This is a genomic window from Actinacidiphila paucisporea, assembly GCF_900142575.1.
GTDB classification, from domain to species: domain Bacteria; phylum Actinomycetota; class Actinomycetes; order Streptomycetales; family Streptomycetaceae; genus Actinacidiphila; species Actinacidiphila paucisporea.
The window spans coordinates 260,984-284,982 of record NZ_FRBI01000002.1; the positions used below are offsets into that span (position 1 = coordinate 260,984).

16 protein-coding genes are annotated in these 23,999 nt (G+C 73.8%); 6 read left to right on the top strand and 10 right to left on the bottom strand.

The window, feature by feature from the left end; translation table 11 throughout:
• Positions 1-40: 40 nt before the first annotated feature.
• The 6 genes from BUE44_RS04295 to BUE44_RS04320 form a co-directional block, all read right to left on the bottom strand.
• A complete protein-coding gene (locus tag BUE44_RS04295) occupies positions 41-1,318 on the bottom strand; it encodes a 6-phospho-beta-glucosidase (protein WP_073493857.1) in 1,278 nt (425 codons plus the stop codon).
• Positions 1,315-2,220 carry a carbohydrate ABC transporter permease gene (locus BUE44_RS04300; RefSeq protein ID WP_073493860.1) on the bottom strand — a complete coding sequence of 302 codons (906 nt, stop codon included), beginning with the start codon at positions 2,218-2,220 and terminating at the stop codon, positions 1,315-1,317. The genes BUE44_RS04295 and BUE44_RS04300 overlap by 4 nt, the downstream gene beginning before the upstream one ends.
• Positions 2,221-2,223: 3 nt before the next feature.
• Complete coding sequence (locus BUE44_RS04305; protein WP_073493862.1) at positions 2,224-3,174, bottom strand: carbohydrate ABC transporter permease; 951 nt, start codon at positions 3,172-3,174, stop codon at positions 2,224-2,226.
• Positions 3,174-4,505: an extracellular solute-binding protein gene (locus tag BUE44_RS04310; RefSeq protein ID WP_073493865.1), complete on the bottom strand. Its 1,332-nt coding sequence runs from the start codon at positions 4,503-4,505 to the stop codon at positions 3,174-3,176. Before BUE44_RS04310 ends, BUE44_RS04305 begins: the two co-directional genes overlap by 1 nt.
• 97 nt (positions 4,506-4,602) lie before the next feature.
• Entirely contained in the window at positions 4,603-5,829 is a 1,227-nt protein-coding gene (locus BUE44_RS04315) for an ROK family transcriptional regulator (RefSeq protein WP_073493867.1), read from the bottom strand.
• A gap of 266 nt (positions 5,830-6,095) precedes the next feature.
• A complete protein-coding gene (locus BUE44_RS04320; RefSeq protein WP_073493869.1) occupies positions 6,096-7,142 on the bottom strand; it encodes a mechanosensitive ion channel family protein in 1,047 nt (348 codons plus the stop codon).
• 257 nt (positions 7,143-7,399) lie between these two features.
• Here BUE44_RS04320 and BUE44_RS04325 point away from each other — a divergent pair, with 257 nt between their 5' ends.
• Positions 7,400-7,936, top strand: coding sequence for an HNH endonuclease (locus BUE44_RS04325; protein WP_073493871.1), 537 nt, complete (start codon positions 7,400-7,402; stop codon positions 7,934-7,936).
• A 49-nt stretch (positions 7,937-7,985) separates the two neighbouring features.
• Here the strand turns inward: BUE44_RS04325 and BUE44_RS04330 are convergent, their stop codons facing one another.
• Positions 7,986-11,402 (bottom strand): beta-N-acetylglucosaminidase domain-containing protein, encoded by a 3,417-nt coding sequence (locus BUE44_RS04330; protein ID WP_073493873.1) that lies wholly within the window; start codon positions 11,400-11,402, stop codon positions 7,986-7,988.
• 194 nt (positions 11,403-11,596) lie between these two features.
• Between BUE44_RS04330 and pepN the strand changes: the two genes are divergently transcribed.
• Together pepN and BUE44_RS04340 are read left to right on the top strand one after the other, a co-directional pair.
• Positions 11,597-14,167, top strand: coding sequence for an aminopeptidase N (gene pepN, locus BUE44_RS04335; RefSeq protein WP_073494523.1), 2,571 nt, complete (start codon positions 11,597-11,599; stop codon positions 14,165-14,167).
• A 362-nt stretch (positions 14,168-14,529) separates the two neighbouring features.
• A complete protein-coding gene (locus BUE44_RS04340) occupies positions 14,530-15,945 on the top strand; it encodes an alkaline phosphatase family protein (protein WP_073493875.1) in 1,416 nt (471 codons plus the stop codon).
• A gap of 7 nt (positions 15,946-15,952) precedes the next feature.
• Here BUE44_RS04340 and BUE44_RS04345 read toward each other — a convergent pair whose 3' ends face one another.
• Complete coding sequence (locus BUE44_RS04345; RefSeq protein WP_079189479.1) at positions 15,953-17,290, bottom strand: MFS transporter; 1,338 nt, start codon at positions 17,288-17,290, stop codon at positions 15,953-15,955.
• A gap of 105 nt (positions 17,291-17,395) precedes the next feature.
• Between BUE44_RS04345 and BUE44_RS04350 the strand changes: the two genes are divergently transcribed.
• Positions 17,396-17,884 carry a MarR family winged helix-turn-helix transcriptional regulator gene (locus tag BUE44_RS04350; protein ID WP_073493877.1) on the top strand — a complete coding sequence of 163 codons (489 nt, stop codon included), beginning with the start codon at positions 17,396-17,398 and terminating at the stop codon, positions 17,882-17,884.
• Positions 17,885-18,043: 159 nt separating this feature from the next.
• On the opposite strand, the gene BUE44_RS04355 is transcribed toward BUE44_RS04350, so the two are convergent.
• Together BUE44_RS04355 and malQ are read right to left on the bottom strand one after the other, a co-directional pair.
• A complete protein-coding gene (locus BUE44_RS04355; RefSeq protein ID WP_073494527.1) occupies positions 18,044-18,277 on the bottom strand; it encodes a hypothetical protein in 234 nt (77 codons plus the stop codon).
• Positions 18,278-18,334: 57 nt separating this feature from the next.
• Positions 18,335-20,389 carry a 4-alpha-glucanotransferase gene (gene malQ, locus BUE44_RS04360; protein ID WP_079189480.1) on the bottom strand — a complete coding sequence of 685 codons (2,055 nt, stop codon included), beginning with the start codon at positions 20,387-20,389 and terminating at the stop codon, positions 18,335-18,337.
• A 163-nt stretch (positions 20,390-20,552) separates the two neighbouring features.
• Between malQ and BUE44_RS04365 the strand changes: the two genes are divergently transcribed.
• Positions 20,553-21,320, top strand: a complete 768-nt coding sequence (locus BUE44_RS04365; RefSeq protein WP_073493881.1) for an ABC transporter ATP-binding protein — start codon at positions 20,553-20,555, stop codon at positions 21,318-21,320.
• Between the two features lie 76 nt (positions 21,321-21,396).
• Positions 21,397-23,898, top strand: coding sequence for an ABC transporter permease (locus BUE44_RS04370; protein ID WP_073493883.1), 2,502 nt, complete (start codon positions 21,397-21,399; stop codon positions 23,896-23,898).
• Positions 23,899-23,999 lie beyond the last annotated feature (101 nt).

Sequence of the window (23,999 nt, forward strand, 5' to 3'; positions counted from 1 at the left end):
GGCTGGGGGGCCCTCCCAGGCCGATGGCTCTGGGGGATGTTCAGGCCCACGCGAAGTGCTCCCGGTTGTGCGCGATGAGACGGTCGGTCAGCTGCTCGGCCAGGTCGTACTGCCCGATCAGCGGGTGGGCGAGCAGCGCGGTGAAGACCCGGTCCCTGCCGCCGCGCAGGGCGGCGTCCAGTGCCAGGTCCTCGTAGGCGGTCACGTTGGCGATCAGCCCGGCGTAGAGCGGCTCCACCGGTGGTACCGGCAGCGGCTCCGCGCCGTCGCCGTTCACCGTGGCGGGCACCTCGATGACGGCGTCGTCCGGCAGGAAGGGCAGGGTGCCGTTGTTGTACGTGTTGACGACCTGGACGTCGCCGGACGCGGGAACGTGCGCGGCCCGCAGCAGGGACGAGGCGAGGTCGACGGCGGCCTCGGAGTAGAAGGCGCCGCCGCGCTTGGCCAGTAGCGCCGGCTTCTCGTCGAGCGTCGGGTCGCCGTACATCTCCAGCAGTTCCTTCTCCATCGCGGCGACCTGCGAGGCCCGCGAGGGCGTCGTCCGCAGCTCGCGCACCACCTCGTCGTGGGCGTAGTAGTAGCGCAGGTAGTACGACGGTACGACGCCGAGGCGGTCGAGGACCGGGCGCGGCAGGTGCAGGTCGGCGGCAATGGCGTCGCCGTGCTCGGCGAGCAGCTTGGGCAGCACGTCCTCGCCGTCGGGTCCGCCGATGCGCACCCCCCGCTCCCAGGTCAGGTGGTTGAGCCCGACGTGGTCCAGGTGCACCTGCTCGGGCGCCACGCCGAGCTTCTCGGCGAAGCGGCGCTGGAAGCCGATCGCCACATTGCACAGCCCGACGCTTCTGTGCCCGGCCTGGAGCAGCGCCCGGGTGACGATGCCGACCGGGTTGGTGAAGTCGATGATCCAGGCGTCCGGCGCGGCCCGCCTGACCCGCTCGGCGATGTCCAGCACCACCGGCACCGTACGCATCGCCTTCGCGAGCCCGCCCGCGCCGGTGGTCTCCTGGCCGACGCAGCCGCACTCCAGCGGCCAGGTCTCGTCCTGGTTGCGCGCGGCCTGGCCGCCGACCCGCAGCTGCAGCAGCACCGCGTCGGCGCCGGCCACTCCCGCCTCCAGGTCGGAGGTGGTGACGATACGGCCGGGGTGGCCCTGCTTGGCGAAGATCCGCCGGGCCAGCCCGCCGACCAGGTCCAGACGGTGCGCGTCCGGGTCGATCAGCGCCAGCTCCTCGACGGGCAGGGTGTCGCGCAGCCGCGCGAACCCGTCGATCAACTCGGGGGTGTACGTGGACCCGCCGCCCACGACTGCCAGTTTCATCCCTTGACTCCCGTCAGGGTCACGCCTTCGATGAAGGCCCTTTGCGCGAAGAAGAAGACCACGATCACCGGGGCCATCACCAGGACGGTCGCGGCCATTGTCAGGTTCCAGTTGGTGTGGTGCGCCCCCTTGAAGGACTCCAGCCCGTAACTCAGTGTCCAGGCGGCCGGGTTGGAACTGGCGTAGATCTGCGGGCCGAAGTAGTCGTTCCAGCAGTAGAAGAACTGGAAGAGCGCGACCGCGGCGATGGCCGGGCGGATCATCGGGATGATCACCGTGACCAGGGTGCGCAGTTCACCGCAGCCGTCCACCCTGGCCGCCTCGGTGTACTCCTTGGGGATGGTCAGCAGGAACTGGCGCAGCAGGAAGATCGTGAAGGCGTCGCCGAAGGCCATCGGGATGATCAGCGGCCACAGGGTGCCGTCCATGCCGAGCTGCTTGGTCCAGAACAGGTACATCGGGATGATGATCACCTGGGGCGGCAGCATCATCGTGGAGATGACCAGCACCATGATCAGGTTGCGGCCGCGGAAGCGGAACTTGGCCAGCGCGTACGCCACCGGCAGCGAGGACACCACGGTCAGCACGGTGCCGGACACCGCGTAGACCAGGGTGTTGCGCCACCAGGTGAGGAAGCCCGGGGTGTCCCAGACGGTACGGAAGTTGGACCACTGCCAGGAGTGCGGCCACAGGTCCCTGGTGAGGGCCTGGTTGTCGCTCATCACCGCGGTGAGGAAGACGAAGACGAAGGGCAGCACGAAGAAGGCGGCGGCGGCCAGGCCGAGCGAGTGCACGGCGATCCAGTGCAGCCGCGCCTTGCGGCGCGCGGTGCGCCGGGCGCGCGCGTCGACCGGGCGGCCGGGCGCGGGCGCGGCGGGGGCGGTCAGGGTCGCTTGGGTCATGGTTCAGTCCTCCGCTGACAAGAAGCCGTTGCGCCGGCGCATCAGCAGTGCGGTGAAGGCCATCGCGAGCACGAAGAGCACCAGGGCGATGACGCACGCGGAGCCGTAGTCGAAGCGCTGGAAGCCGCGCTCGTAGACCAGTTGCGGCAGGGTCAGGGTCGACTTGTCGGGGTAGCCGGGCTCGAACTGCTGGCCTGAATTGCCGATGATCCCGGAGGCGACCTTTCCCGCCACCAGCGGCTGCGTGTAGTACTGCATGGTCTGGATGACCCCGGTGACCACCGCGAACATCACGATCGGCGAGATGTTCGGCAGCGTGACGTACCGGAACCGCGCCCACGCTCCCGCGCCGTCCAGTTCGGCGGCCTCGTACTGCTCCTTGGGCACGTCGAGCAGTGCGGCCATGAAGATGACCATCAGGTCGCCGATGCCCCACACCGCCAGGATGGTCAGGGCGGGCTTGGACCAGTGCGGGTCGGTGAACCAGCCCGGGGTGGGGATGCCGATGTCGCCCAGGACATGGTTGACCGGGCCGGTGCCGGGGTTGAGCAGGAAGACGAAGGCCATCGTCGCGGCGACCGGCGGGGCGAGGTAGGGCAGGTAGAAGGCGGTGCGGAAGAGCCCGGCGCCGGTCTTGATCTTGGTGATCAGCAGGCCCACGCCCAGGCCGAAGACGACCCGGAGCGTGACCATCACCACGACCAGCCACAGGGTGTTGCGCAGCGCCGGCCAGAACAGCGGGTAGTCCTTGAAGACGTAGGACCAGTTCTTGGTGCCGGTCCAGGTCGGCGGATTCACCCCGTTGTAGTGCATGAAGGAGAAGTAGACGGTGGACAGCAGCGGGTAGGCGAAGAAGACGCTGAAGCCGATGATCCAGGGCGACAGGAAGGCGAGGTTGCGCAGCGCCGCCTTGCGGCGTCTGGCCCTCAGCAGGGGGTGGACCGCGGCGCTCATCACTTGGCCTGCGCGATGTCCTTGTCGACCTGCTTGTCGACGCCCTGCAGTCCGCTGACGAGGTCCTTGGACTTGCCTGACTCGTAGGCGTAGCCGAAGTCCTGCAGTGTCACCTGGTAGGCGCCGCCGTTGACGCTCGGCGGGGTGGTGGTGCTGTTCGGGTTCTGCGCGATGTCCAGGAAGGTCTTGAAGGACGGGTCGGGGTCGAGCTTCGGCGACTTCAGGGCGGCCAGCGTCGAGGGCACGTTGTGGATGGCGTTGGCGAAGGAGACGACCGCGTCGGTGTCGGTGGTCATGAACTTCACCAGCTCCCAGGCCGCGTTCTTCTTGGCGCTGGTGTTGGCGATGCCGATGATCGTGCCGGACAGGTAGCCCTTGCCGTAGGTGGCCACCTGGTCGTCGGGCACCGGGAAGGGCGCCACGGCCAGGTCCTTCATCCCGGCGTCCTTGGCCATGCCCGCACGCCACTCGCCGTCGATGCCCATGGCGACCTGGCCGGTCTGCAGCGGGTTCTTGGCGCCGAACTCGTCACCGAAGGCGGAGCGGTACTTCTCCAGCTTGCCGAAGCCGCCGAGCGCCTTGACCATGTCCTGCTGCCACCCGAACATCGCGGCGAACCCGGGGTCCTTGGCGACCTGCGACTTGCCCGATGCGTCGAAGTACTTCACGCCCCACTGCGCGGCAATGTGCATCGGCGTGGACTCGTAGCCGTGGAAGTTCGGCATGAAGCCGAGCTGTGAGTAGGAATCGCCGCTGGACTTCGTCAGCTTGACCGCGTCCTGCTTGAACTCGCTGAGGGTCTTCGGCGGCGACGCGATGCCCGCCGCGGCGAATTCCTTGGTGTTGTAGTACAGCCCGTACGCGTCGCCCAGCAGCGGCAGCGAGCAGCGCTTGCCCTGGAACTGGGTGTATTCCAGCATCGGCTCGGGGAAGGTCGCGGCCGGGTCGATGTGCGACTTCTGCAGGAAGGGCGCGAGGTCGGCGAAGGTGCCCGAGGAGCAGAACTGGCCGACGTTGTCGGTGGTGAAGGAGGAAACGACGTCCGGCGCCTTCGAACCGCCGGCCCGCAAAGCCTGGTTGATCTTGTCGTCGGTGATGTTGCCCTGCACCTTGACGTGGATGTTGGGGTGCGCCTTCTCGAACCTGGTGACGTTGTCGTTGATCGCCTTCAGCTCGTTGGGCGCCGACCAGCCGTGCCAGAAGGTGATGGTGACGTCCTTGCCGGCGTCGTCGGCGGCCGAGGTGGTGCTCTGGCCGGTGCACGCGCTCGCGAGCAGGGTGATCGCGGCGCTCGCCGCCACGGCGGCTGCCGCCTTGCGTATACGGGACACTGCTCTTTGCCTCCGGGGTACGAGGGTGGGCGAGGGTGTGCGGTGCCGTCGGAGCGGCGCTGGGAGGCCGTTCCGCCGGGCGGTGGGGGTGGTGCGGTCAGCGCGAGGTGTCGAACACCTCGTCGCGGGTGGTGGCGAGCGCGCTCTCCAGCGCGCCGCTCAGGACGGGGTGCATCTCGACGGTGCCGAGCACCAGCCGCGGCCGGGGCACGGCCAGTTCGGCCAGCTCCGACTGGATGAGGGCGCGCAGCGGTTCACCGCCCGCGACGGCGACATCGCCGGCCAGCACGATCAGCTCCGGGTCGAGCACGGCGACCACCGAGGCCAGGCCGACCGCCATGCCGGTGGCGCAGCGGGCGAGCAGTTCCGCTGACGGACCCGTGCCGCCCTGCCCGGACGCGTCGTGGGCGGCCGCGGCCTTGCCCAGCACCATGGCGGCGGCGTCCGGCAGCGGGGCGTCGGGGATGTCCAGGCCCAGCTCCCGCGCGTGCCGCAGTACGGCGTTGCAGCCGGCCAGCTCCTGGAAGCCGCCGTTGTTGGTCCTGGTCACGTTGCGGACCAGCGGGGTGCCGGGCACCGGCAGGAAGCCGACCTCGCCGGCGCCGCCGGTCCATCCGCGGTGCAGCCTGCCGCCGATCATCAGGGCGGCGCCGATGCCCTCCTCGTTCCACAGCAGGACGAAGTCGTCGTGGCCGCGGGCGGCGCCGATCCGCTGCTCGGCGACGGCGGCGAGGTTGACGTCGTTGTCGTACTCCAGCGGCATCGGCAGCGCGGCGGCCAGCTCGTCGAGGAGCGCGGGGGAGTGCCAGCCGGGCAGGTGGCTGGCATAGCGCAGCCGTCCGGTGCTGGGGTCGAAGGCGCCCGGTGTGCCGATGACGCCGCGGTGCAGGTCGGAGCGGCTGAGGCCGGCGGCCTTCACCGCGCCGTCCAGGGCCTGGACGACCTGTTCGACCGCGCTGCCCGCCCGGTGGTGCGGGGTGGGCAGCCGGAAGGAGCCGACGGTGCGGCCGGTGATGTCGGCGACCGCGGCCCTGATGCGTTCCGTGGTCACGTCGAGGCCCGCGACGTGGGCGGCGGCCGGGTTGACCGAGTAGAGCTGGGCGTTCGGCCCCGGGCGGCCCGCGGTGGTGCCGGTGGCCAGCACCAGCCCGGCCGCCTCCAGCCGCGCCAGCAGCTGCGAGGCGGTGGGCTTGGACAGGCCGGTGAGCTTGCCGATCCGGGTCCGGGAGAGCGTGCCGTGCTCCAGCAGGAGGTCGAGCGCGGCGCGGTCGTTCATGGCGCGCAGAACGCGCGGCGTACCAGGTGTGCCAGGGGTGCCAGCCATGCGCGCCATCCTCCCTCAGTTCACTGTTAGGAAAGTTTCCTATTGGCAAAACGAAAGGTAGGCCCGCCGTCAGGGGAGCGTCAAGGGGTGCAGAAGGCCGTGCGGCCAAGTCGTTATCTACCCGGTGGGGGCCGCCCGTAGACGGCCCCCACCGGTGAAGTCGGGGCGTGCCTGCGCCCCGGGTCGGCGGTGGTACGGGCGCGGGCGGCGTGCGCCCCGGGTGGTACGGGCGCGGGCGGCGTGCGCCCGCGGTGGCGGCGCGCGCCTCAGCGCTCGCCGGCGGCCGGCGGCGGTACGGACGCGGCGCGCTGCTCGGGCGCCGGGCCGTTCTCCTCGGCGCCGTCGGCGACGGGCGCGCCCTCGGCGGCCACCGCCGCGGGATCGGTCACCGTCGCGGCGGGGGAGCCGCCGGTGATCACGATGCCCTCCCGGTCGAAGGCCCGCTTGATCCGCCAGCGCAGCTCCCGCGCCACCGGCGCCGCCTGCCCGGGCATCGTCCTGGCCTGCACCTGGAGCACCACGAAATCCGAGCCCACCGACTCCAGGCCGAGCAGCTGCACCGGCTCCCACAGGAACTCGTCCCACGGGTCTTCCTTGCTCATGGTGTCCCCGGTCTCCACGATCACCGCACGCGCCCGGTCCATGTCCTCGCCCGCGCCCACCTGGACGTCCACCACGGCCGTGGCCCAGCCCTGGCTCAGATTGCCGATCCGCTTGACCTCGCCGTTGCGCACGTACCAGATCTCGCCGTTGTCGCCGCGCAGCTTCGTCACCCGCAGGCCCACCTCGACGACCGTGCCGGAGGCCACGCCGGCGTCGATGACGTCGCCGACGCCGTACTGGTCCTCCAGGATCATGAAGACGCCGGACAGGAAGTCCGTCACCAGGTTGCGGGCGCCGAAGCCGATCGCGACCCCGGCGACGCCGGCGCTGGCCAGCAGCGGCGCCAGGTCGATCCGCAGCACCGACAGGATGGTCAGCGCCGCCGTGCCCAGGATGACGAACGACGCCACGCTCCTGAGCACCGAGCCGATCGCCTCGCTGCGCTGCTTGCGCCGCTCCGCGTTGACCAGCAGCCCGCCCAGCGCCGTCGCGGCCGCGGCCTCGGCACCCCGGTTCATCCGCTCGATCAGCCGGCTGATGGTGCGCCGCACGGCCGTGCGCAGGACGATCGCGATCACCAGGATCAGCAGGATCTGCAGCCCGGCGTTCAGCCAGCTGGCCCAGTTGTCGTCCACCCAGCTGCCTGCCTGGGAGGCCGTGCGGGACACGCTGTCGAGGGGGGCGGCGGCGGGGGGCGTCGCGGTGGACACGGTCGGGAACCTCCGGAGTGTGCGAAGCCTCCACAGTAACGAAGGACCGATGCTGTTCCGTTGCCCGTTCGAGGAGCGGAAAGCCGCCGGGCGGGGGAGAAAGGGAGGAGTGGCGCCTGATGGAAGAGCAGCAGTGTGGTCCAAAACACCCTCGGTCCGTTACCCGGGCATGGTGGCGCCGAGCCCCGCCTTCCGGAGAGACTGAGACAGATCGTCCCGGCGCGAGCCACGCGCCGCCGGCGTTAAAGGAGGCATCCGTGCCGCATGTCCTGGTCCTGAACGCGTCGTACGAGCCGCTCGGCGTCGTACCGCTCCGCCGCGCGCTCGTCCTCGTGCTCAACAACAAGGCCGTATGCCTAGAGGAATCCGGCGCCTATCTGCACAGCGAGACGCAGGCGCTGCCGGCGCCCAGTGTCGTGAAGCTCACCAAATTCGTCCGCGTCCCTTTTCGCGGCACCGTTCCGCTGACCCGCAGGGCGCTCTTCGCCCGGGACGGCGGCAGGTGCGCCTACTGCGGGGCCGCCGCCACCAGCGTCGACCATGTCATCCCGCGCAGCCGGGGCGGCCAGCACGCCTGGGAGAACGTGGTGGCGGCCTGCAGGCGCTGCAACCACGTCAAAGCCGACCGCCATGTCGCCGAACTGGGCTGGCGGCTGCGCCATCAACCGGCCCCGCCCTCGGGACTCGCCTGGCGGATCATCGGGACCGGGCACCGGGACCCGCGCTGGCTGCCATATCTGCAACCTTTCGGCGCGGATGACGCCCTGGCCCGGATCGACGGCATATCAGCCTGAGATTCGGGCCTTCGTGCGTCACGGGGTGACCCGCCCGCCGGCGGGCGGGTCACCCCGTGACCGCGTATGCCTCGATGCCGTACAGCGAGTAACCGTAGGTGGTGGCCCTGCGTACTCCCTGCACCCGGATGAAGGCGGTCCGCCCGGCGCCGTCCAGCCATACGGCCTCCCGGCCGCCGCCGCCGGCCGCCACGGTGGCCGCGGTGTGCCAGGTCACGCCGTCGGCGGAGGTCTGCACCTCGTAGCGCGCCGCGTACGCGTCCTGCCAGTGCAGCACCACCTCGCCGACCCGCACGGGGGCCGCGAGCCGCACCTGCACCCAGGCCGCGTCGTCCACCGGTGAGGACCAGCGGGTCGCCGGGTCGCCGTCGGCCACCGCGGCGGCCGGGAAGTCCGGGGTCTCGTCGCCCGACGAGGAGGCGAGAGCGCCGGGCACCAGATCGGGACCGCCGGTCGGCAGGCGCACCCGCACGGTGACGATCCGCTCCACGGTCCGGCCCGCGACCGTGCAGCGCACCGGCACCGCGTACGTCCCGGGAGCGGTGCCGGGCGCCACCGACACGGTCAGCGGCAGCCGTACGGTGCCGCCGCGGGGCAGGGGCAGCTTCCCGGGCACCCGCACGGCGACCGGGCCCCCGGCCGGCCCCCCTGCGGACGCCGACACCACGAGGTCCCTGGGCAGCCCCGAGGCCACCGAGGCGGTCACCTTCACCGCCGGTCCGCCCGCGGCCGCGTCGACCTGCGGGGCGTCCAGGGTGACGCGGGGCGGGCCGGCGAACCACGGCACGACCTCGTACACCCCGCGCCCGTCGGACAGGCGTACGGCGTCCACCAGCGCTCCGACGTGCAGCTCGGTCCAGTCCCCGGCCAGCACGCCGACCCGCCGCCAGCCGCCGCCCGGGGTGTGCGCCTCGACCGAGGCGGGCCCGGCCGGGGGCGGCGTGCCCGGGACCTGCGCGGGCACTCCGGTGGCGGCGACCGTGAGCGTGTCCAGCTGCCGGGCGCCGCCGAAGTCCACGGTCAGCGGGCCGCTGCCGGCGGCCGTCGACAGGTCGCCGTCCACCGCGGCCGGCGCGTGGCCGGGTCCGGTCGCGGACCCGGCCTCGGCGCCGCTCACCGCCACGGCGAATTCCCGTACGGTCACCGCGCCCGGCTGGCCCCCGACGGCCCGCAGCCGCACCCGGCGCACCTTCGTACCGGCGGGGAATCGCGCCGTGACCACCGGCCGGCCGTGGTATTCGCCGACCCGGCGCCAGCCGCCGCCGTCGTCCGCGGCCACCTCGAGGACCGCGTCGTGCAGGAAGTCGTCGGAGCCGCTGCCGTCGCCCATCGTGACCCGCACCGAGGCGATGTCCCTCGCCGTCCCCAGGTCCACGCCGAAGGCGTCGTCGGGGCGCGGCGGCGCGTCGCTCGACCAGGCCGTGGCGTCCTTGCCGTCGGCCATCGCCGCGGGGTCGGTGCCGCGGCCCGAGGCCATCGACGTGGTCGCCGTGCGGCCGTCGGCGCCCAGCCCGGCCCAGGCGTCGGAGCCGTCCACCGCGCCTGTCAGGAAGTCGTGGAGCACCGGGCCGCCGACCGTGACGGTGCCCTCCGCGAGCGCCGCGCGGTCGCCGTCCAGCGCCCGCCGGGCTTGCCAGGCCGCCGTCCCGTCACCGCGGGCCTGCGCCGACAGCAGGTCCACCGCGTGCTCGCCCGCCGCTCCGTACAGCGACAGCCGGTCCAGCCAGGGCCGCACCTCGTCGCCGAAACCGCCGCCCGCCAGGGCGTCGAGGCGGCCGGGCGCGGTACGCATCACGGTGAAGGCCGCCCGCAGCTTCCGCGCCGCGGCCGGCAACTGCCGCCCGCCCGCCGCCGCCGGCTCCGCGAGCGCGGCGCGGAAAGCGGCGATCAGCGGGCGCAGATACGCCGAGTCCTCGCCGCCGAGCGCCGACGACGACTCGTTGCCGGCCAGGGCGCGCAGCGCCGCCCTGGCCGGCTCGTCGGGGCCCGCCAGGTCGTCGATCGCCGCCTGCCAGGACGCCTGCGGGTCGTAGCCGGCCGGATTCCAGGCGAAATCCGCGGCAGTGAACAGCGCGATACGCGAGGCGGCGGGCTGCTGCATGGCGCTCGCCAGCAGGCCGGCCGACACCGTCGCCACGGCCGGCTGCCTCCCGGTGTACGGGCCGAGGAAGAGCCGGTCCGCCGCGAAGTCGTTGACCGGGTAGTTGTCCACGGTCAGCAGCGGGTGGCGCAGCGCGGCGTCCGCGGCCGCCACCTGGCCGCCGGTGATCCGCTCGGGCACCACCCCGACGCCGGTCCACGCCACCTCGACCCGCGGGTCGAGCGCTTTCGCCAGCGCCGTGCGGTAGTCGGTGGCGCCGTCCTGGTAGAACTCGGTCGGCAGCAGCGACACCGCGGCCGCCGCGCCGTGACGCCCGGTCAGATACGCCGCCGCCGCGTTCGTCACCTCCGCCTGCGCCCGGGCGGCGGCCTGCGGCCCGGTGCCGAAGGCGCGGGAGTCGGCGGAGCAGTGCCACTCGCTGTAGCTGACGTCCGGGAACTGGAGCTGGAAGGCGCGGATGCCCAGCGCCCACATCGCGTCCAGCTTGCGCCCGAGCGCGCGCCGGTCGGCGGCCGAGGAGAAGCACAGGTTCTGACCCGGGGCCAGCGCCCAGGCCAGGGTGACGTGGTCCTCGGCAGCGCGGGCCGCCAGCGCCCGGAAGTCCGCGCGCCGGGCGGCCGGGTAGGGCTCGCGCCACCGCTCCCGGCGGTAGGGGTCGTCGCCGGGGGAGTACAGGTAGCGGTTCTGCTTGGTCCGCGCCATGAAGTCCAGTTGCGCCAGGCGCTGGTCCTGCGTCCAGGGGACGCCGTAGAAACTCTCCGCGACACCCCGGACCGGGGCGTTGGGCCAGTCGCGGACGACGACCGGCGCGAAGCCGGTGTCGCTGCCTCGGGTGGCCGTCAACTGGCGCAGCGTCTGCGCGGCGTGGAAGAGTCCGTCGGCGCCGGCGCCCCGCAGGGCGACGGTGCCGCCGCTGACGGCCAGCCGGTAGCCGCCGCCCGGCAGGTCGCCCGCGGGCGCGGCCCCGAGGGCGGCGAGCCGGCTCTCCGCGGGGGCGCCGGCGTAGACCGTCAGGCCGGGGCCGGGGCCCGCCGCGCGGACGACGTCGCGGGCGCCCGCCGAGTGGAGGGTCCGCTCGATCAGGTCGAGGGCGTACGGGTCGGCGGTCGCGTCCGCCACGAGGGTCACCTGCGCGGTGACCCAGGCGAAGTCGCCCTGGCGGCGCAGGGACTGGGGCCTGGGAGAGACGGCCGCAGTGGCGTCCGCAGTGGCGTCCGCAGTGGCGTCCGCGCGGGCGACCGGGCTGGAGACGGGCGACGCGGGGGCGGGCGGCAGCGGTGTCGGCTGGGCGAAGGCGGGGGCCTGGCCGAGCCAGCCGCCGACGACGGTGGCCGCCAGGGCGACGGCCGAAGTCCTACGCAGCACGGGGTCCTCCTCCGGCCTTGTGCGCGACGCCGGACAGCGAGCCCATCACTCCCGCCCGCCCCGTGTCAACGGGTCTCCCGCGTGTCCGGGACCGCCGGTGCGGGGGTGCCGGTGAGTTATCCACAGGCTTCCGCGAGGGGCGGGGGTGACGTGCGAGGATGGGCGTCTCACCTGACGAGAAGGAGTGGGCCACCGTGCCTGGTACGAACCTCACGCGCGAGGAGGCGCAGCAGCGGGCGGCTCTGCTGACTGTGGACGGCTATGGGATCGAGCTTGACCTGAGCGGCGCCCAGCAGGGCGGCACGTTCCGGTCGCGGACCACGGTGCGGTTCGACGTGGCCGGGGACGGTGGGGCGAGCTTCATCGACCTGGTGGCGCCCGAAGTGCTCGAAGTGGTGCTCAACGGGAAGTCGCTCGATCCGGCCGAGGTCTTCAAGGACTCGCGGATCGCGCTGGACTCGCTGCGGGGCGGGAGCAACGAGCTGCTGGTGGTGGCGGACTGCGCGTACACCAACACCGGCGAGGGACTGCACCGCTTCGTCGACCCGGTGGACAAGCAGGCGTATCTGTACACGCAGTTCGAGGTGCCGGACGCGCGCCGGGTCTTCGCGAGCTTCGAGCAGCCTGACCTGAAGGCGACGTTCGCCTTCACGGTGAAGGCGCCGCAGGGCTGGACGGTCATCTCCAACTCGCCGACGCCCGAGCCGTCGGCCGACGGGGTGTGGACCTTCGAGCCGACCCCGCGGATGTCGTCGTATGTCACCGCGCTGATCGCCGGTCCGTACACCTCGGTGCACGGCAGCTGGGAGGGCGACGGCCGCAGCGTGCCGCTGGGCGTCTACTGCCGGCCCTCGCTGGCCGAGCACCTGGACGCTGAGGCGATCTTCGAGGTCACCCGGATGGGCTTCGACTGGTTCCAGGAGAAGTTCGACTACGCCTACCCGTTCGCGAAGTACGACCAGCTGTTCGTGCCGGAGTTCAACGCGGGCGCGATGGAGAATGCCGGCGCGGTCACCATCAGGGACCAGTACGTCTTCCGGTCAAAGGTGACCGACGCGGCGTACGAGATGCGGGCCGAGACGATCCTGCACGAGCTGGCCCACATGTGGTTCGGCGACCTGGTCACCATGGAGTGGTGGAACGACCTGTGGCTGAACGAGTCGTTCGCCACCTACACCTCGATCGCCTGCCAGGCGCACGCCGAGGGCTCCCGCTGGCCGCACTCGTGGACGACGTTCGCCAACACGATGAAGACCTGGGCCTACCGGCAGGACCAGCTGCCCTCGACGCACCCGATCATGGCGGAGATCAACGACCTGGAGGACGTGCTCGTCAACTTCGACGGGATCACGTACGCCAAGGGCGCCTCGGTGCTCAAGCAGCTGGTCGCGTACGTCGGGATGGACGAGTTCTTCGCCGGCGTGCAGGCCTACTTCAAGCGGCACGCGTGGGGGAACACCCGGCTGACCGACCTGCTGGGCGCGCTGGAGGAGACCTCAGGGCGCGACCTCAAGGCCTGGTCGAGGGCATGGCTGGAGACCGCGGGCATCAACGTGCTGCGGCCCGAGGTCGCGGTGGACGCCGACGGCATCCTGACGTCGTTCGCGGTCCGGCAGGAGGCGCCCGCGCTGCCCGCCGGGGCCAAGGGCGAGCCGGTGCTGCGGCCGCACCGCATCGCCGTCGGGCTCTACGACCTGCGCGACGGCGTGCTGGTGCGCACCGACCGCATCGAGCTGGACGTGGACGGCGAGCTGACCGACGTGCCGTTCACCGCGGGCGCCCGCCGCCCCGACGTGATCCTGCTCAACGACGACGACCTGTCCTACGCCAAGGTGCGGCTCGACGAGCAGTCGCTCGCCGTGGTCCGCGACCACGTGGGCGACTTCACCGAGTCGCTGCCCCGCGCGCTGATCTGGGCGTCGGCCTGGGACATGACGCGGGACGGCGAGCTGGCCACCCGCGACTACCTGGAGCTGGTGCTGCACGGCATCGGCAAGGAGTCCGACATCGGCGTGGTGCAGTCCCTGCACCGCCAGGTGAAGCTGGCCCTCGACCTGTACGCCGACCCGGCGTGGCGGGAGACCGGGCTGGCCCGCTGGACCGCCGCCGCCCAGGAGCACCTGGCCGCCGCGGCCGGCGGCAGCGACCACCAGCTGGCGTGGGCCAGGGCGTTCGCCGCGACCGCCCGCACCCCCGAGCAGCTGGACGTCCTCGCCGGGCTGCTGGACGGCACGGTCACCTACGAGGGCCTGGCCGTCGACACCGACCTGCGCTGGGCGCTGCTCAACCGGCTCGCCGCGACCGGGCGCGCGGACGACCGGGCGATCGAGGCGGAGCTGGCCCTCGACCCGACGTCCGCGGGCGAGCAGCACGCCGCCGCGGCGCGGGCCGCCCGGCCGACCGAGGCGGCCAAGGCCGAGGTGTGGGCCACGGTCGTCGAGGCCGACACCCTGCCGAACGCGATGCAGGAGGCCGTCATCGGCGGCTTCGTGCAGACCGACCAGCGCGACCTGCTCGCGCCGTACAGCGAGCGGTATTTCGCCGCGATCAAGCAGGTGTGGGCGGACCGCAGCAACGAGATGGGCCAGCAGATCGTCGTCGGCCTCTTCCCCACGCTCCAGGTCTCGCAGGCCACCTTGGACGCGACCGACGCGTGGCTGGCGAGCACCGAGCCGGTGCCGGCGCTGCGCCGGCTGGTCGTCGAGGCGCGCGCGGGCGTCGAGCGCGCGCTGCGCGCCCAGGCCGCGGACGCCGCGGCCGGCTGACCGCGGGCGGAGTCCCGGGCGTCGCGGCCCGGGACTCCCGCCGCCGTTGGCGGGGTCCCAGATCCCGCCCTGACGTCCGGTGTCGTGCCGACGGCACCCGGCGTCGATGGCTGGACCTGCGTCCGTCCGGGGGCGCGGCGGGATATGGACGGCGAGTCGACGTGTGACCGGTGCGACGGTGATGTGTGGTGGGCGGCGTCGGGTAAGAGGGCGGCGAAGGCGGCAGAAAAGGGCGGCCGACTGTTTCCGGCCCGCCGGCCCGCTCGTTGACCAGCCGTCCCTACCCGCCCACGGCGCCTCCCCGGAAGAGTTCCGGAGGGTCCGTGACGAGGACCCGCACCGAAGCTCAGGGAGGGACGTCCATGGCCGGGCCGACGCGCCGCAGACTCCTCGGATCGGCGGCCGGCGCCGCGGCGCTGACCCTGCTGCCCCCCAGTGTGCAGGCCGCCGTCGCCGCCGGGCCGCCGCGGCGCGGCTCGCTGCGCGACATCGAGCACGTCGTCCTGCTGATGCAGGAGAACAGGTCCTTCGACCACTACTTCGGCACGCTGTCCGGCGTGCGCGGCTTCGCCGACCCGCACGCCAAGCGGCTGTCCACCGGCCGCTCGGTCTTCCACCAGCCCGACGCGGTCAACCCCGACGGCTACATGCTGCCCTTCCACCTGGACACCAGGTCCACCAGCGCCCAGGCGATCCCGTCCACCAGCCACGCCTTCACGGTGCAGCACCAGGCGTGGAACAACGGCGAGATGGACCAGTGGCTGCCCGCCCACCGCAAGGCGGACGGCGTGAACGGCCCCTACGTGATGGGCTATTACACCCGCGAGGACATCCCCTTCCAGTTCGCCCTCGCCGAGACCTTCACCGTCTGCGACAACTACTTCTGCTCGGTGATGGGCCCCACCTGGCCGAACCGGCTGTACTGGATGACCGGCACGGTCGACCCCGGCGGCACCAGGGGCGGCCCGGTGATCTCCAACTCCGCGCCCGTGCCGTACACCTGGACCACCTACGCCGAGCGCTTGCAGGCGGCCGGCGTCGACTGGCGGGTCTACCAGCAGGCCGACAGCTACGGCACCAACATGCTGGCGCAGTTCCAGCGGTTCAGGGACGCCAGACCGGGCGATCCCCTGTACGACCGCGGGATGGCCGCCCGGCCCGAGGGCACCTTCGAGGACGACGCCCGCAACGGCCGGCTGCCGGCCGTCTCCTGGATCCTGCCGACCAGCTACCAGTCCGAGCACCCCGACTACCTGCCCGCCGCCGGAGCGGACTTCGTGGCCGCCAAGCTGGAGGCCATCGCCTCCCACCCCGAGGTGTGGGCCAAGACCGCCTTCATCCTCAACTACGACGAGAACGACGGCCTGTTCGACCACGTCGTGCCGCCCACCCCGAAGGCCGGCACCCCCGACGAGTTCGTGCGCGGCGTGCCCGTGGGCGGCGGTTTCCGGGTCCCGGCGATCGTCGTGTCGCCGTGGACGGTGGGCGGCTGGGTCGCGGGCGAGGCCTTCGACCACACGTCCGTGCTGCAGTTCCTCGAACGCTTCACCGGCGTCGAGGAGCCCAACATCAGCCAGTGGCGCCGCCGCACGTTCGGCGACCTGACCTCGGCCTTCCGCTTCCACGACGAGCGGCCGCGGCCGCCGCGGCTGCCCGCCGGCACCGCCGAGCAACTGGCCGAGGCCGAGCGGGAGGTCGCCACGCTCCCGAGGCCGGCGCTGCCCGGGGCGGACCAGTCCTTCCCGCACCAGGAACCCGGCCGCCGCCCGCACACGTGAGTCCCCCCTAGCCGTGCGCGGCGGTGCGGGGCACGGCCGGCGGGGCCGGTGCGGGTCGCGCCGCGGTGTGCGGGCGGTCCTGGCCGGCGGGCGGCCGGCCCGGGAGGTTGACGGCCTCGGCGGGCAGCACCCGCTCCAGGCGGAGCAGCAGTGCCGCGGCGGTCAGCGCCGTGCCGACCAGCAGCAGCCAGGGGAGCCGGGCGTCGGCCGCGGTCAGCGCGGTGAACAGGGACGGGGCCAGGATCGAGGCCAGCGACCAGGACAGCTGGTAGGCGGCCATGTAGCGGCCGCGCAGCGACTCGGGGGCCGCCGCGACGGCCAGCGAACCCGCCGCCGGGTTGTGCACCGTCTCGGCCACCGTGTAGAGGGTGACCAGCGCGAGCAGCAGGCCCGCCGTGGCCCAGCCGGCCTGCGGCCGTACGGTCGCGAGCAGCGCGAGCCCGGCGAAGGAGGCCGCGAAGATCAGCGCGCCCAGTGCCGCCGCCCGGGTGCGGCGGGCGCCGCTGCGGCGGCCCAGCCGGGCGATGTGGACCCCGCCGGCCGCGCACAGCACGGTGTTGAGCGTGAAGGCGGCGCCGGTCAGCGACTGGGCGCCGTGCAGCGGCCCGGCGATGAAGAGCGGGAAGAGCACCGACAGGGCCGAATAGCCCAGGGCGGTGAGGAAGTTGGCGCCGGTCAGGGCGAGGAAGGGGCGGTCCGCGAAGACCACGCGGTAGCCGGCCCCGGCCGTGGGCGCCTGCTGCGCCGCCTGGCGGGCGGGCGCCTTCACCCGCCGCATCAGCAGCCAGGCGACGGCGAAGCTCGCCGCGTTCAGCCAGGCCGCGGCGACGAAGCCGCGGTCGCCGGCGACGGTGACCACCAGGGAGGCCAGCAGCGCGCCCGCGCCGAGGCCGCCGTTGCGCAGCGCACGGGAGGCGGCCTGCAGCCGGTCCCGGTCCGCGCCGGCGGCGACCTCGCCGATCCAGGACTGCTGCACGGCGGGGAAGGCGCGGTCGCCGAAGGCCGTGCCGAGCGCGACGGCGGCGAAGGCGGGCAGCGCCGTGGCGAGGGGGTAGAGCGCGAAGCCGGTGCCGCGCACCCCGTAGAGCACCAGCTGCACCCGCCGGGCGCCGTATCTGTCCACGGCGGCTCCCGCGAGGGGCAGCGCCGCCATGCCGATCAGCCCGACGGCGGTGAGCACGGCGCCGACCACGGCGAAGGACAGCCCGGTGATGTGGTGGAAGAAGACCAGGCTGAACGGGACGTACATCCCGGAGCCGACCGCGTCCACGGCCATCGCGCCGAGCATGGCCTTCTCGCCCGGCAGGCGGTCGGTGGCGGTGGCGGGTGTGCGCTTCGGCAGCATGGCGGTCCCCCGTTAAGTAGGTCAGCGGTAACTAGCTTAGTGCTAAGTGGCTTAGCGTCAAGCAAGTTGCTTGCGACCGAGCGGGCAGCGGCCGATACTGGGGGAATGGACGCGGATGCGGTGGATGCGATCACCGGGCAGTGGGCCGTGGAGCGGCCCGAGATCGACACTCTCGCCATGGCCGTCTTCGGCCGGGTCTACCGCATCGCGCGGGCGATGGGGGACCGGATGGAGGCGGAGTATCTGCGGTACGGCATCGGGCGGGGCGAGTTCGACGTCCTCGGCACCCTGCGGAGGGCGGGGGCGCCCTACACGCTGTCGCCGCGCGAGCTGTCCGCGACGCTGATGCTCACCACTGGGGGGATGACGGGGCGGCTGGACAAACTGGAGCGCGCCGGGCTCCTGGTGAGGGCACCCGATCCCCACGACCGGCGCGGGCTGCGGGTCTCGCTCACCGAGCGCGGCATAACCGTCGTCGACGAGGCGCTGGTGGCCGGGCTCGCCGTTCAGCAGGCCGCGCTGTCCGCGCTGGAGCCGGACGAGGCGGAGGCGCTCGACGCGCTCCTGCGGCGGCTGCTTGCCGCGTCCCAGTGAGACCCGGGCGGGCGGCTGCCGCCTGACACGCCGTCCCGGCCGAACGCACGGTTCATCGCGCGGGACGCGCCGTCCCGGCCCAACGCGCTGTTCCCCGCGTCCCCGAAAGGTGCCCTCGCGGGCGGTGGGGGAGCGGGGAGGGTCGCGCGGCCGGGAGGGTCAGCCCTGCTGCTGCTTGCGGGTCTTGTCCGTGGCCATGACCAGGCCGGCGATGACGCCGAAGAGCACCAGGGGAATGGCGACGAAAAGGCCGAGGGTCTGGATGACGCTCAGACCCGGGCCCGGGTCGTCGCCGTCGTCGCGCGTCAGGGCGAACGCGGGGGACGACAGCAGGAGCATCACGGTGGTGGCCGCGGTGACGACGCCGGCGCGCATGACCTTCTTGTTGAGCATCTTGTCCACGTGGCCAATGTAGTGACCGGCTCGGGAGCCCGCTCGCCCGGGGGTGCTTTAGGGTTCGCCGGCCGGGTCGAGGGCGCGGCGGACCTCGTCGGCCAGGGTGTGCAGGCGGCGGGAGGCGGCGAGCTGTTCGAGGGTGAGGGGATTGCCCTCGGGGTCGGCCACCGGGAGCCGCCAGTTCGGATACTGGTCCCAGGTGCCCGGCAGGTTCTGCGGGCGGCGGTCGCCCACCCCGTCGGGCAGCCACACGCCGACCATCCGGGCCGGGGTGGCGGCCAGGAAGCGGTGCACGGCCTTGACGACGGCCTCCTCGTCGGCCGCGCCCTCGGGCAGCAGGCCGAGCCGGCCCAGCAGCGCGATCCACTCGGCGACCTCGGCGGCGTCCTCCGTCTGCTCCTGCTCCAGCGGCCGGGTGAGCAGCCCGAGCCGGTGCCGCAGCTCGACGTGCTCGCCGGTGAGCCGGGCGGCGGTGCTCGGCAGGTCGTGGGTGGTCGCGGTGGCCAGGCAGGCCTCGCGCCACTTCTCCGGCGGCAGCGGGCGGCGGTCGGCGTGCTCGCCCTCGTAGTCGCGCTCGAACCACAGGACGGAGGTGCCGAGGATGCCGCGGTCGGAGAGCTGCCGCCTGACCCCGGGCTCGACCGTGCCCAGGTCCTCGCCGATGACGACCGCGCCGGCCTCGTGCGCCTCAAGGGCCAGCAGGCCGAGCATCGCCTCCGCGTCGTAGCGCACATACGTGCCCTCGGTGGGCGGGCGGCCCTCCGGCACCCACCACAGCCGGAACAGTCCCATCACATGGTCGATCCGCAGCCCGCCGGCATGCCGCAGCATCCGGGCGATCAGGTCGCGGTAGGGGGCGTAGCCGGTGGCGGCGAGCGCGTCGGGGCGCCAGGGCGGCAGGCCCCAGTCCTGGCCGCGGGCGTTGAAGGCGTCCGGCGGCGCCCCGGTCGACATGCCCCTGGCCAGCACGTCCTGCATCGACCAGGCGTCGGAGCCGGCCGGGTGCACGCCGACCGCCAGGTCGTGCACCACGCCGATCGGCATCCCGGCGTCCCGCGCGGCCCGCTGGGCGGCGGCCAGCTGGCTGTCCGTCAGCCAGCTCAGCCAGCAGTGGAAGTCGATCCGCTCCAGATGCCGGCTGCGCAGCCTGGCCACCTGGGTGGAACGCGGGTCGCGCAGCGCCGCCGGCCACTTCTGCCAGTCGGGCCCGTGCAGTTCGGCCAGCGTCGACCAGGTGGCGTGGTCGTCGAGCGCCTGGCCCTGCGCGGCCAGGAAGTCGGCGTACGCGGCCCGCCGGCCGGGGCTGAGCGGCACCTCGCGCAGCACTTCGAGGGCCTGGGCCTTCAGCTCCCAGACCGCGTCCCGGTCGATGAGCATGCCCTTGAGCAGCACGTTGTCCCGCAGGGCCGCGGCTTTCGCCAGCAGCCGGCCGACCCGCTCGCGGGCCTCGCCGGACAGATACGCGTACTCCGGGACCTCCTCGATCCGCAGATACACCGGGTCGGGGAAGCGCCGCGAGGAGGGGCGGTACGGCGACGGGTCGGTGGGGTGTCCCGGCACCGCCGCGTGCAGCGGGTTGATCTGGAGGAAGCCGGCGCCCAGCGCCCGCCCCGACCAGGCCGCCAGCTCCGCCAGGTCGCCCAGGTCACCCATGCCCCAGGACCGCTGGGACAGCGTCGAATACAGCTGCGCCATGAAGCCGAACGTCCGCTCCCGCGGCCCGCCGACCCGCTCCGGCGCCACCACCAGGTCGCCCCTGGCGGCCCGGCCGTCCGGGGCCGCCGCCCGCAGCACGTAGCGCCCTGGCGCCCGCGGCACCCCCTCCAGGCGCTCGCCCGCCGCCGTCTCGACGCTGATGTCGGTGCCCTCCGGCAGGCCGGTCAGCGGCTGCCCGGCGCGCAGCACCGTGCAGGGCGCCAGCAGGCGGTGGGCGGTACGCAGTTCGTACGCGGCCAGGGCGTCCCGCACCGCGTGGGGCGTCGAGGCGTCCACGCCCAGGGCGGCCAGCACCGCCACCACCGTCTCCTCGGAGACCTTGACCTCCTGCCCGGGCGCCGGGTGGTACGTCACATCCACGCCGTGCAGCGTCGCGAGCCGTGCCCGGTCCATCAAGCCTCCGCCTTCTTCGGGCTTCATGCGGTCGATCCCAGAGCCCTACCCCCTCCGGGATGTGCCACACCCGGCGCGCTCGGTGACGGTGGGGTTGTCCCCACCCCTGGGAGGGCGGCGGGCGCCATGGTTCACCCGGTCGGCACTCCGTAGCGTCGTGCACATGGCGACAACCGGCACCTCTGCTGTGGAGCTCCGCTCCCTGACCCGCACCTATGGCCGCGGCGAAGCGGCCGTCCACGCGCTGCGCGGGATCGACCTCGCGCTGCCCCGCGGCAGCTTCACCGCGGTCATGGGCCCGTCGGGCTCGGGCAAGAGCACCTTCCTGCAATGTGCGGCCGGCCTGGACCGGCCGACCGGCGGCGAGGTCCTGCTCGGCGGCGAGCCGATCACCCACCTGAACGAGAACAAGCTGACCAAGCTGCGGCGCAGCCGCGTCGGCTTCGTCTTCCAGTCCTTCAACCTGCTGCCCTCGCTGACGGTCCAGCAGAACGTGCTGCTGCCGCTGCGGCTGGCGGGCGCGAGCCCCGACCGGCGCCGCGCGCAGGCGCTGCTCGCCGACGTGGGCCTCGACGGCCACGGGCGGCGCCGCCCCGGCCAGCTGTCCGGCGGCCAGCAGCAGCGCGTCGCCATCGCCCGGGCGCTGATCACCCGCCCCGAGGTCATCTTCGCCGACGAGCCGACCGGCGCGCTCGACACCGGCACCGCCCGCGACATCCTCGACCTGCTGCGGCGGGCCGTGGACACCATGTCCGCCACCGTCGTGATGGTCACCCACGACCCGGTCGCCGCCTCCCGCGCCGACCGCGTCCTCTTCCTCGCCGACGGCCTCCTGGCCGGCGAACTCCACACCCCGACCCCCACCGCCGTAGCCGACCGCATGGTCACCCTGACCGCCCGCGGCGGCACTTCCCTGGGGGCCGCCGCATGAGGCGCCCCACCGTGCCGGCCGCACACCCCGGCGCCCGCGTGCCCGCGGCGCCCTTCACCCCGGGAGGGGTCCACCTATGAACGGGCTGGCCCGCGCGTCCGTGCGCTTTCGGCCTGCGTCCTTCGCCGGGAGCTTCGTCGCGCTGCTGTTCGCCGCGGCCATGGTCATGGCGTGCGGCACCCTGCTGCAGACCGGGGTGACCGCGCATGTCGCGCCGGTGCGGTACGCCCACGTGCCGGTCGTCGTCGCGCCCGATCCCGACGCGCGGATCACCGTCGGGCACGGGGAGGACCGGGAAACCGAGGGCGAGCCGCTCACCGACACACCGCGGCTGTCCGCCGCGTTCGCACCGCGGATCGCCGCGGAACCGGGCGTGGCCGCCGCCGTACCCGACATCGCCTTCCCCGTGCAGGGCGCCGGGCTGACCGCGCTGACCGGCCGGAACTGGGACGCCCGCGCCGTCGAGGGCGTCGCCGCCGCCCAGGGGCACGCGCCCGCGGCCGGGGAGGTCGTCCTCGACCCGGGAAGCGCGCGGGCCGCGCACACCGGCGTCGGACGCACCGTCACGCTGACCGCGCCCGGCGGCACCGCCACATACCGGGTCGCGGGACTGACCGCGCCGGGGACCGCCGCCACCGCCTACTTCGCCGAATCCGCCGCGCCCCGGCTGTCCGGCCACCCCGGGCTCGCCGACGCCGTCGCCGTCCTGCCCCGCCCCGGCGTCAGCACCGCCGAGGCCGCCGACCAGGCCAGGCACGCCGTGGGCCGCGCCGCGGACGTACGCACCGGGGACGGCCGCGGGGCCGCCGAGCAGCCGCGGCTCGCCGGCGCCAAGGAGATGCTCACGGCCATCGGCGGGTCCTTCGGCGGCATCGCGGCCGCCACCGCGGTCTTCGTCGTGATGGGCACCGTCGCGCTCGCCGTCGGCCAGCGCCGCCGGGAGATCGCGCTGCTGCGCGCCATCGGCGCGACCCCGCGGCAGATCCGCCGCACCGTCGCCACCGAGGCCGTACTCGTCGCCCCGCTCGCCGGGCTCGCCGGACTCCTGCCCGGCGTCGCGCTGGCCCGGTGGTGGCTCGACCAGCTGGTGCGCAGGGACGCGGTGCCGCACGGGGTGACCCTGGCGGTCGGCTGGATACCGATGGTCGTCGCCGTCGGCGCCGGGCTGCTCGCCGCGCTGGTCGCGGGCCTGCTGGCCGCCAGGCGGCCGTCGAAGGCCAGGCCAAGCGAGGCACTCGGCGAGGCCGCCGTCGAGCGGCGGCGGCCCGGCGTGATCCGTACGCTGCTCGGCACGGTCGCCGTCGCGGGCGGCGTCGTACTGGCCGCGGTCGCCGCGCACACCACCGGCGACGACGCCGCCTCGATCGCGCTCGCCGTCGTCTTCTGCTTCATGGCCGGCGTCGCCTTCCTCGGCCCCGTGGTCGCCTGGCTCGCCGCCGCCATCCTCGGGCTGCCGCTGCGGGCCGGCGGCGCGCCCGGTGCGCTGGCCGCCGCCAACACGCGCGCCAACGCCCGCGCGCTCGCCTCCGCGATCACCCCCATCGTGCTGGTCACCGCCTTCGCCGGAACGCTGCTGTGCATGCAGAGCTCGCTCCAGCACGAGTCGTCCCGGCAGATCAGGGACGGCGTCGTCGCCGACCAGGTCATCGGCTCCGCCGGGGCCGGGGTGCCGGCCGGCACGGCCGCGCGCGCCGCGCGGGTCGAGGGCGTCGCCGACGCGGTGGGCGTGCTGCGCAGCGGCGCCCTCTACCGCGCGAGCGGTGCGCTGAACTCCACGAGCGTGCTCGGCGTCGACGGCGACCCGGCCCAGCTGCCCGGCGTGCTCGCACTCGGCCTGCGCACCGGCTCGCTCGCCGGCCTCACCCGCGACGGCCGCACCGTCGCCGTCGACACGCTGCTCGCCGCCACGGCCAAGGTCCACGTCGGCGACCGCATCTCGCTGTGGCTCGGCGACGGTACGGCGCTGCGGCCGCGCGTCGTCGCCACGTACAGCCGCGGGCTGGGACTCGGCTCGCTGCTCCTGCCGCGCGCCGTGCTCGCCCCGCACGCGGCGAGCGCCTTCGATACGGAGGTGCTCGTGCACGACGGGCCCGGGGCCGACGCGGGTGCCGTACGGCGGGCGCTCGCCGACCGGCTCGGCGTGCCGGGCCTGCGGGTCACCGACCGGGCCGGCTACCGCGCCCAGGCCGACCGCGACCTCGAACTCAACGCCTGGGCCAACCGGGTGATGGCCGCGGTCCTCGGCGGGTTCGCGGCGGTCGCCGCGGCCAACACGCTGGTCATGACGGTGCTCGACCGGCGGCGCGAGGTCGCGCTGCTGAGGCTTGCCGGGACCACCCGGCTGCAGGTTCTGCGCATGCTGCGCGGCGAGGCGGTGCTGGTGGCTGTCGCCGGTCTGGCGATCGGTTCGGCGATCGCGTGGATCACGCTGGTGCCGATCGCTCGCGGCCTCACCGGGGCCGCTCCCTATCTGGCCCCGCGGACCGCGGCCGTTCTGGCGTGCGCCACGCTCCTCCTGACCCTCACCGCCACCACCCTCCCGGCCCGAGCCCTCCTCCGCGACGCCCGCGGCGCCTAACCCAACTGCCCCGTGCGGTGCGCCCCTCGCAGGCGAGGGGCGCACCGCACGGGGCAGTCTCCCGCCGGGCCCCGGGGGCACGGGCTCGGGTGCGGACCCGT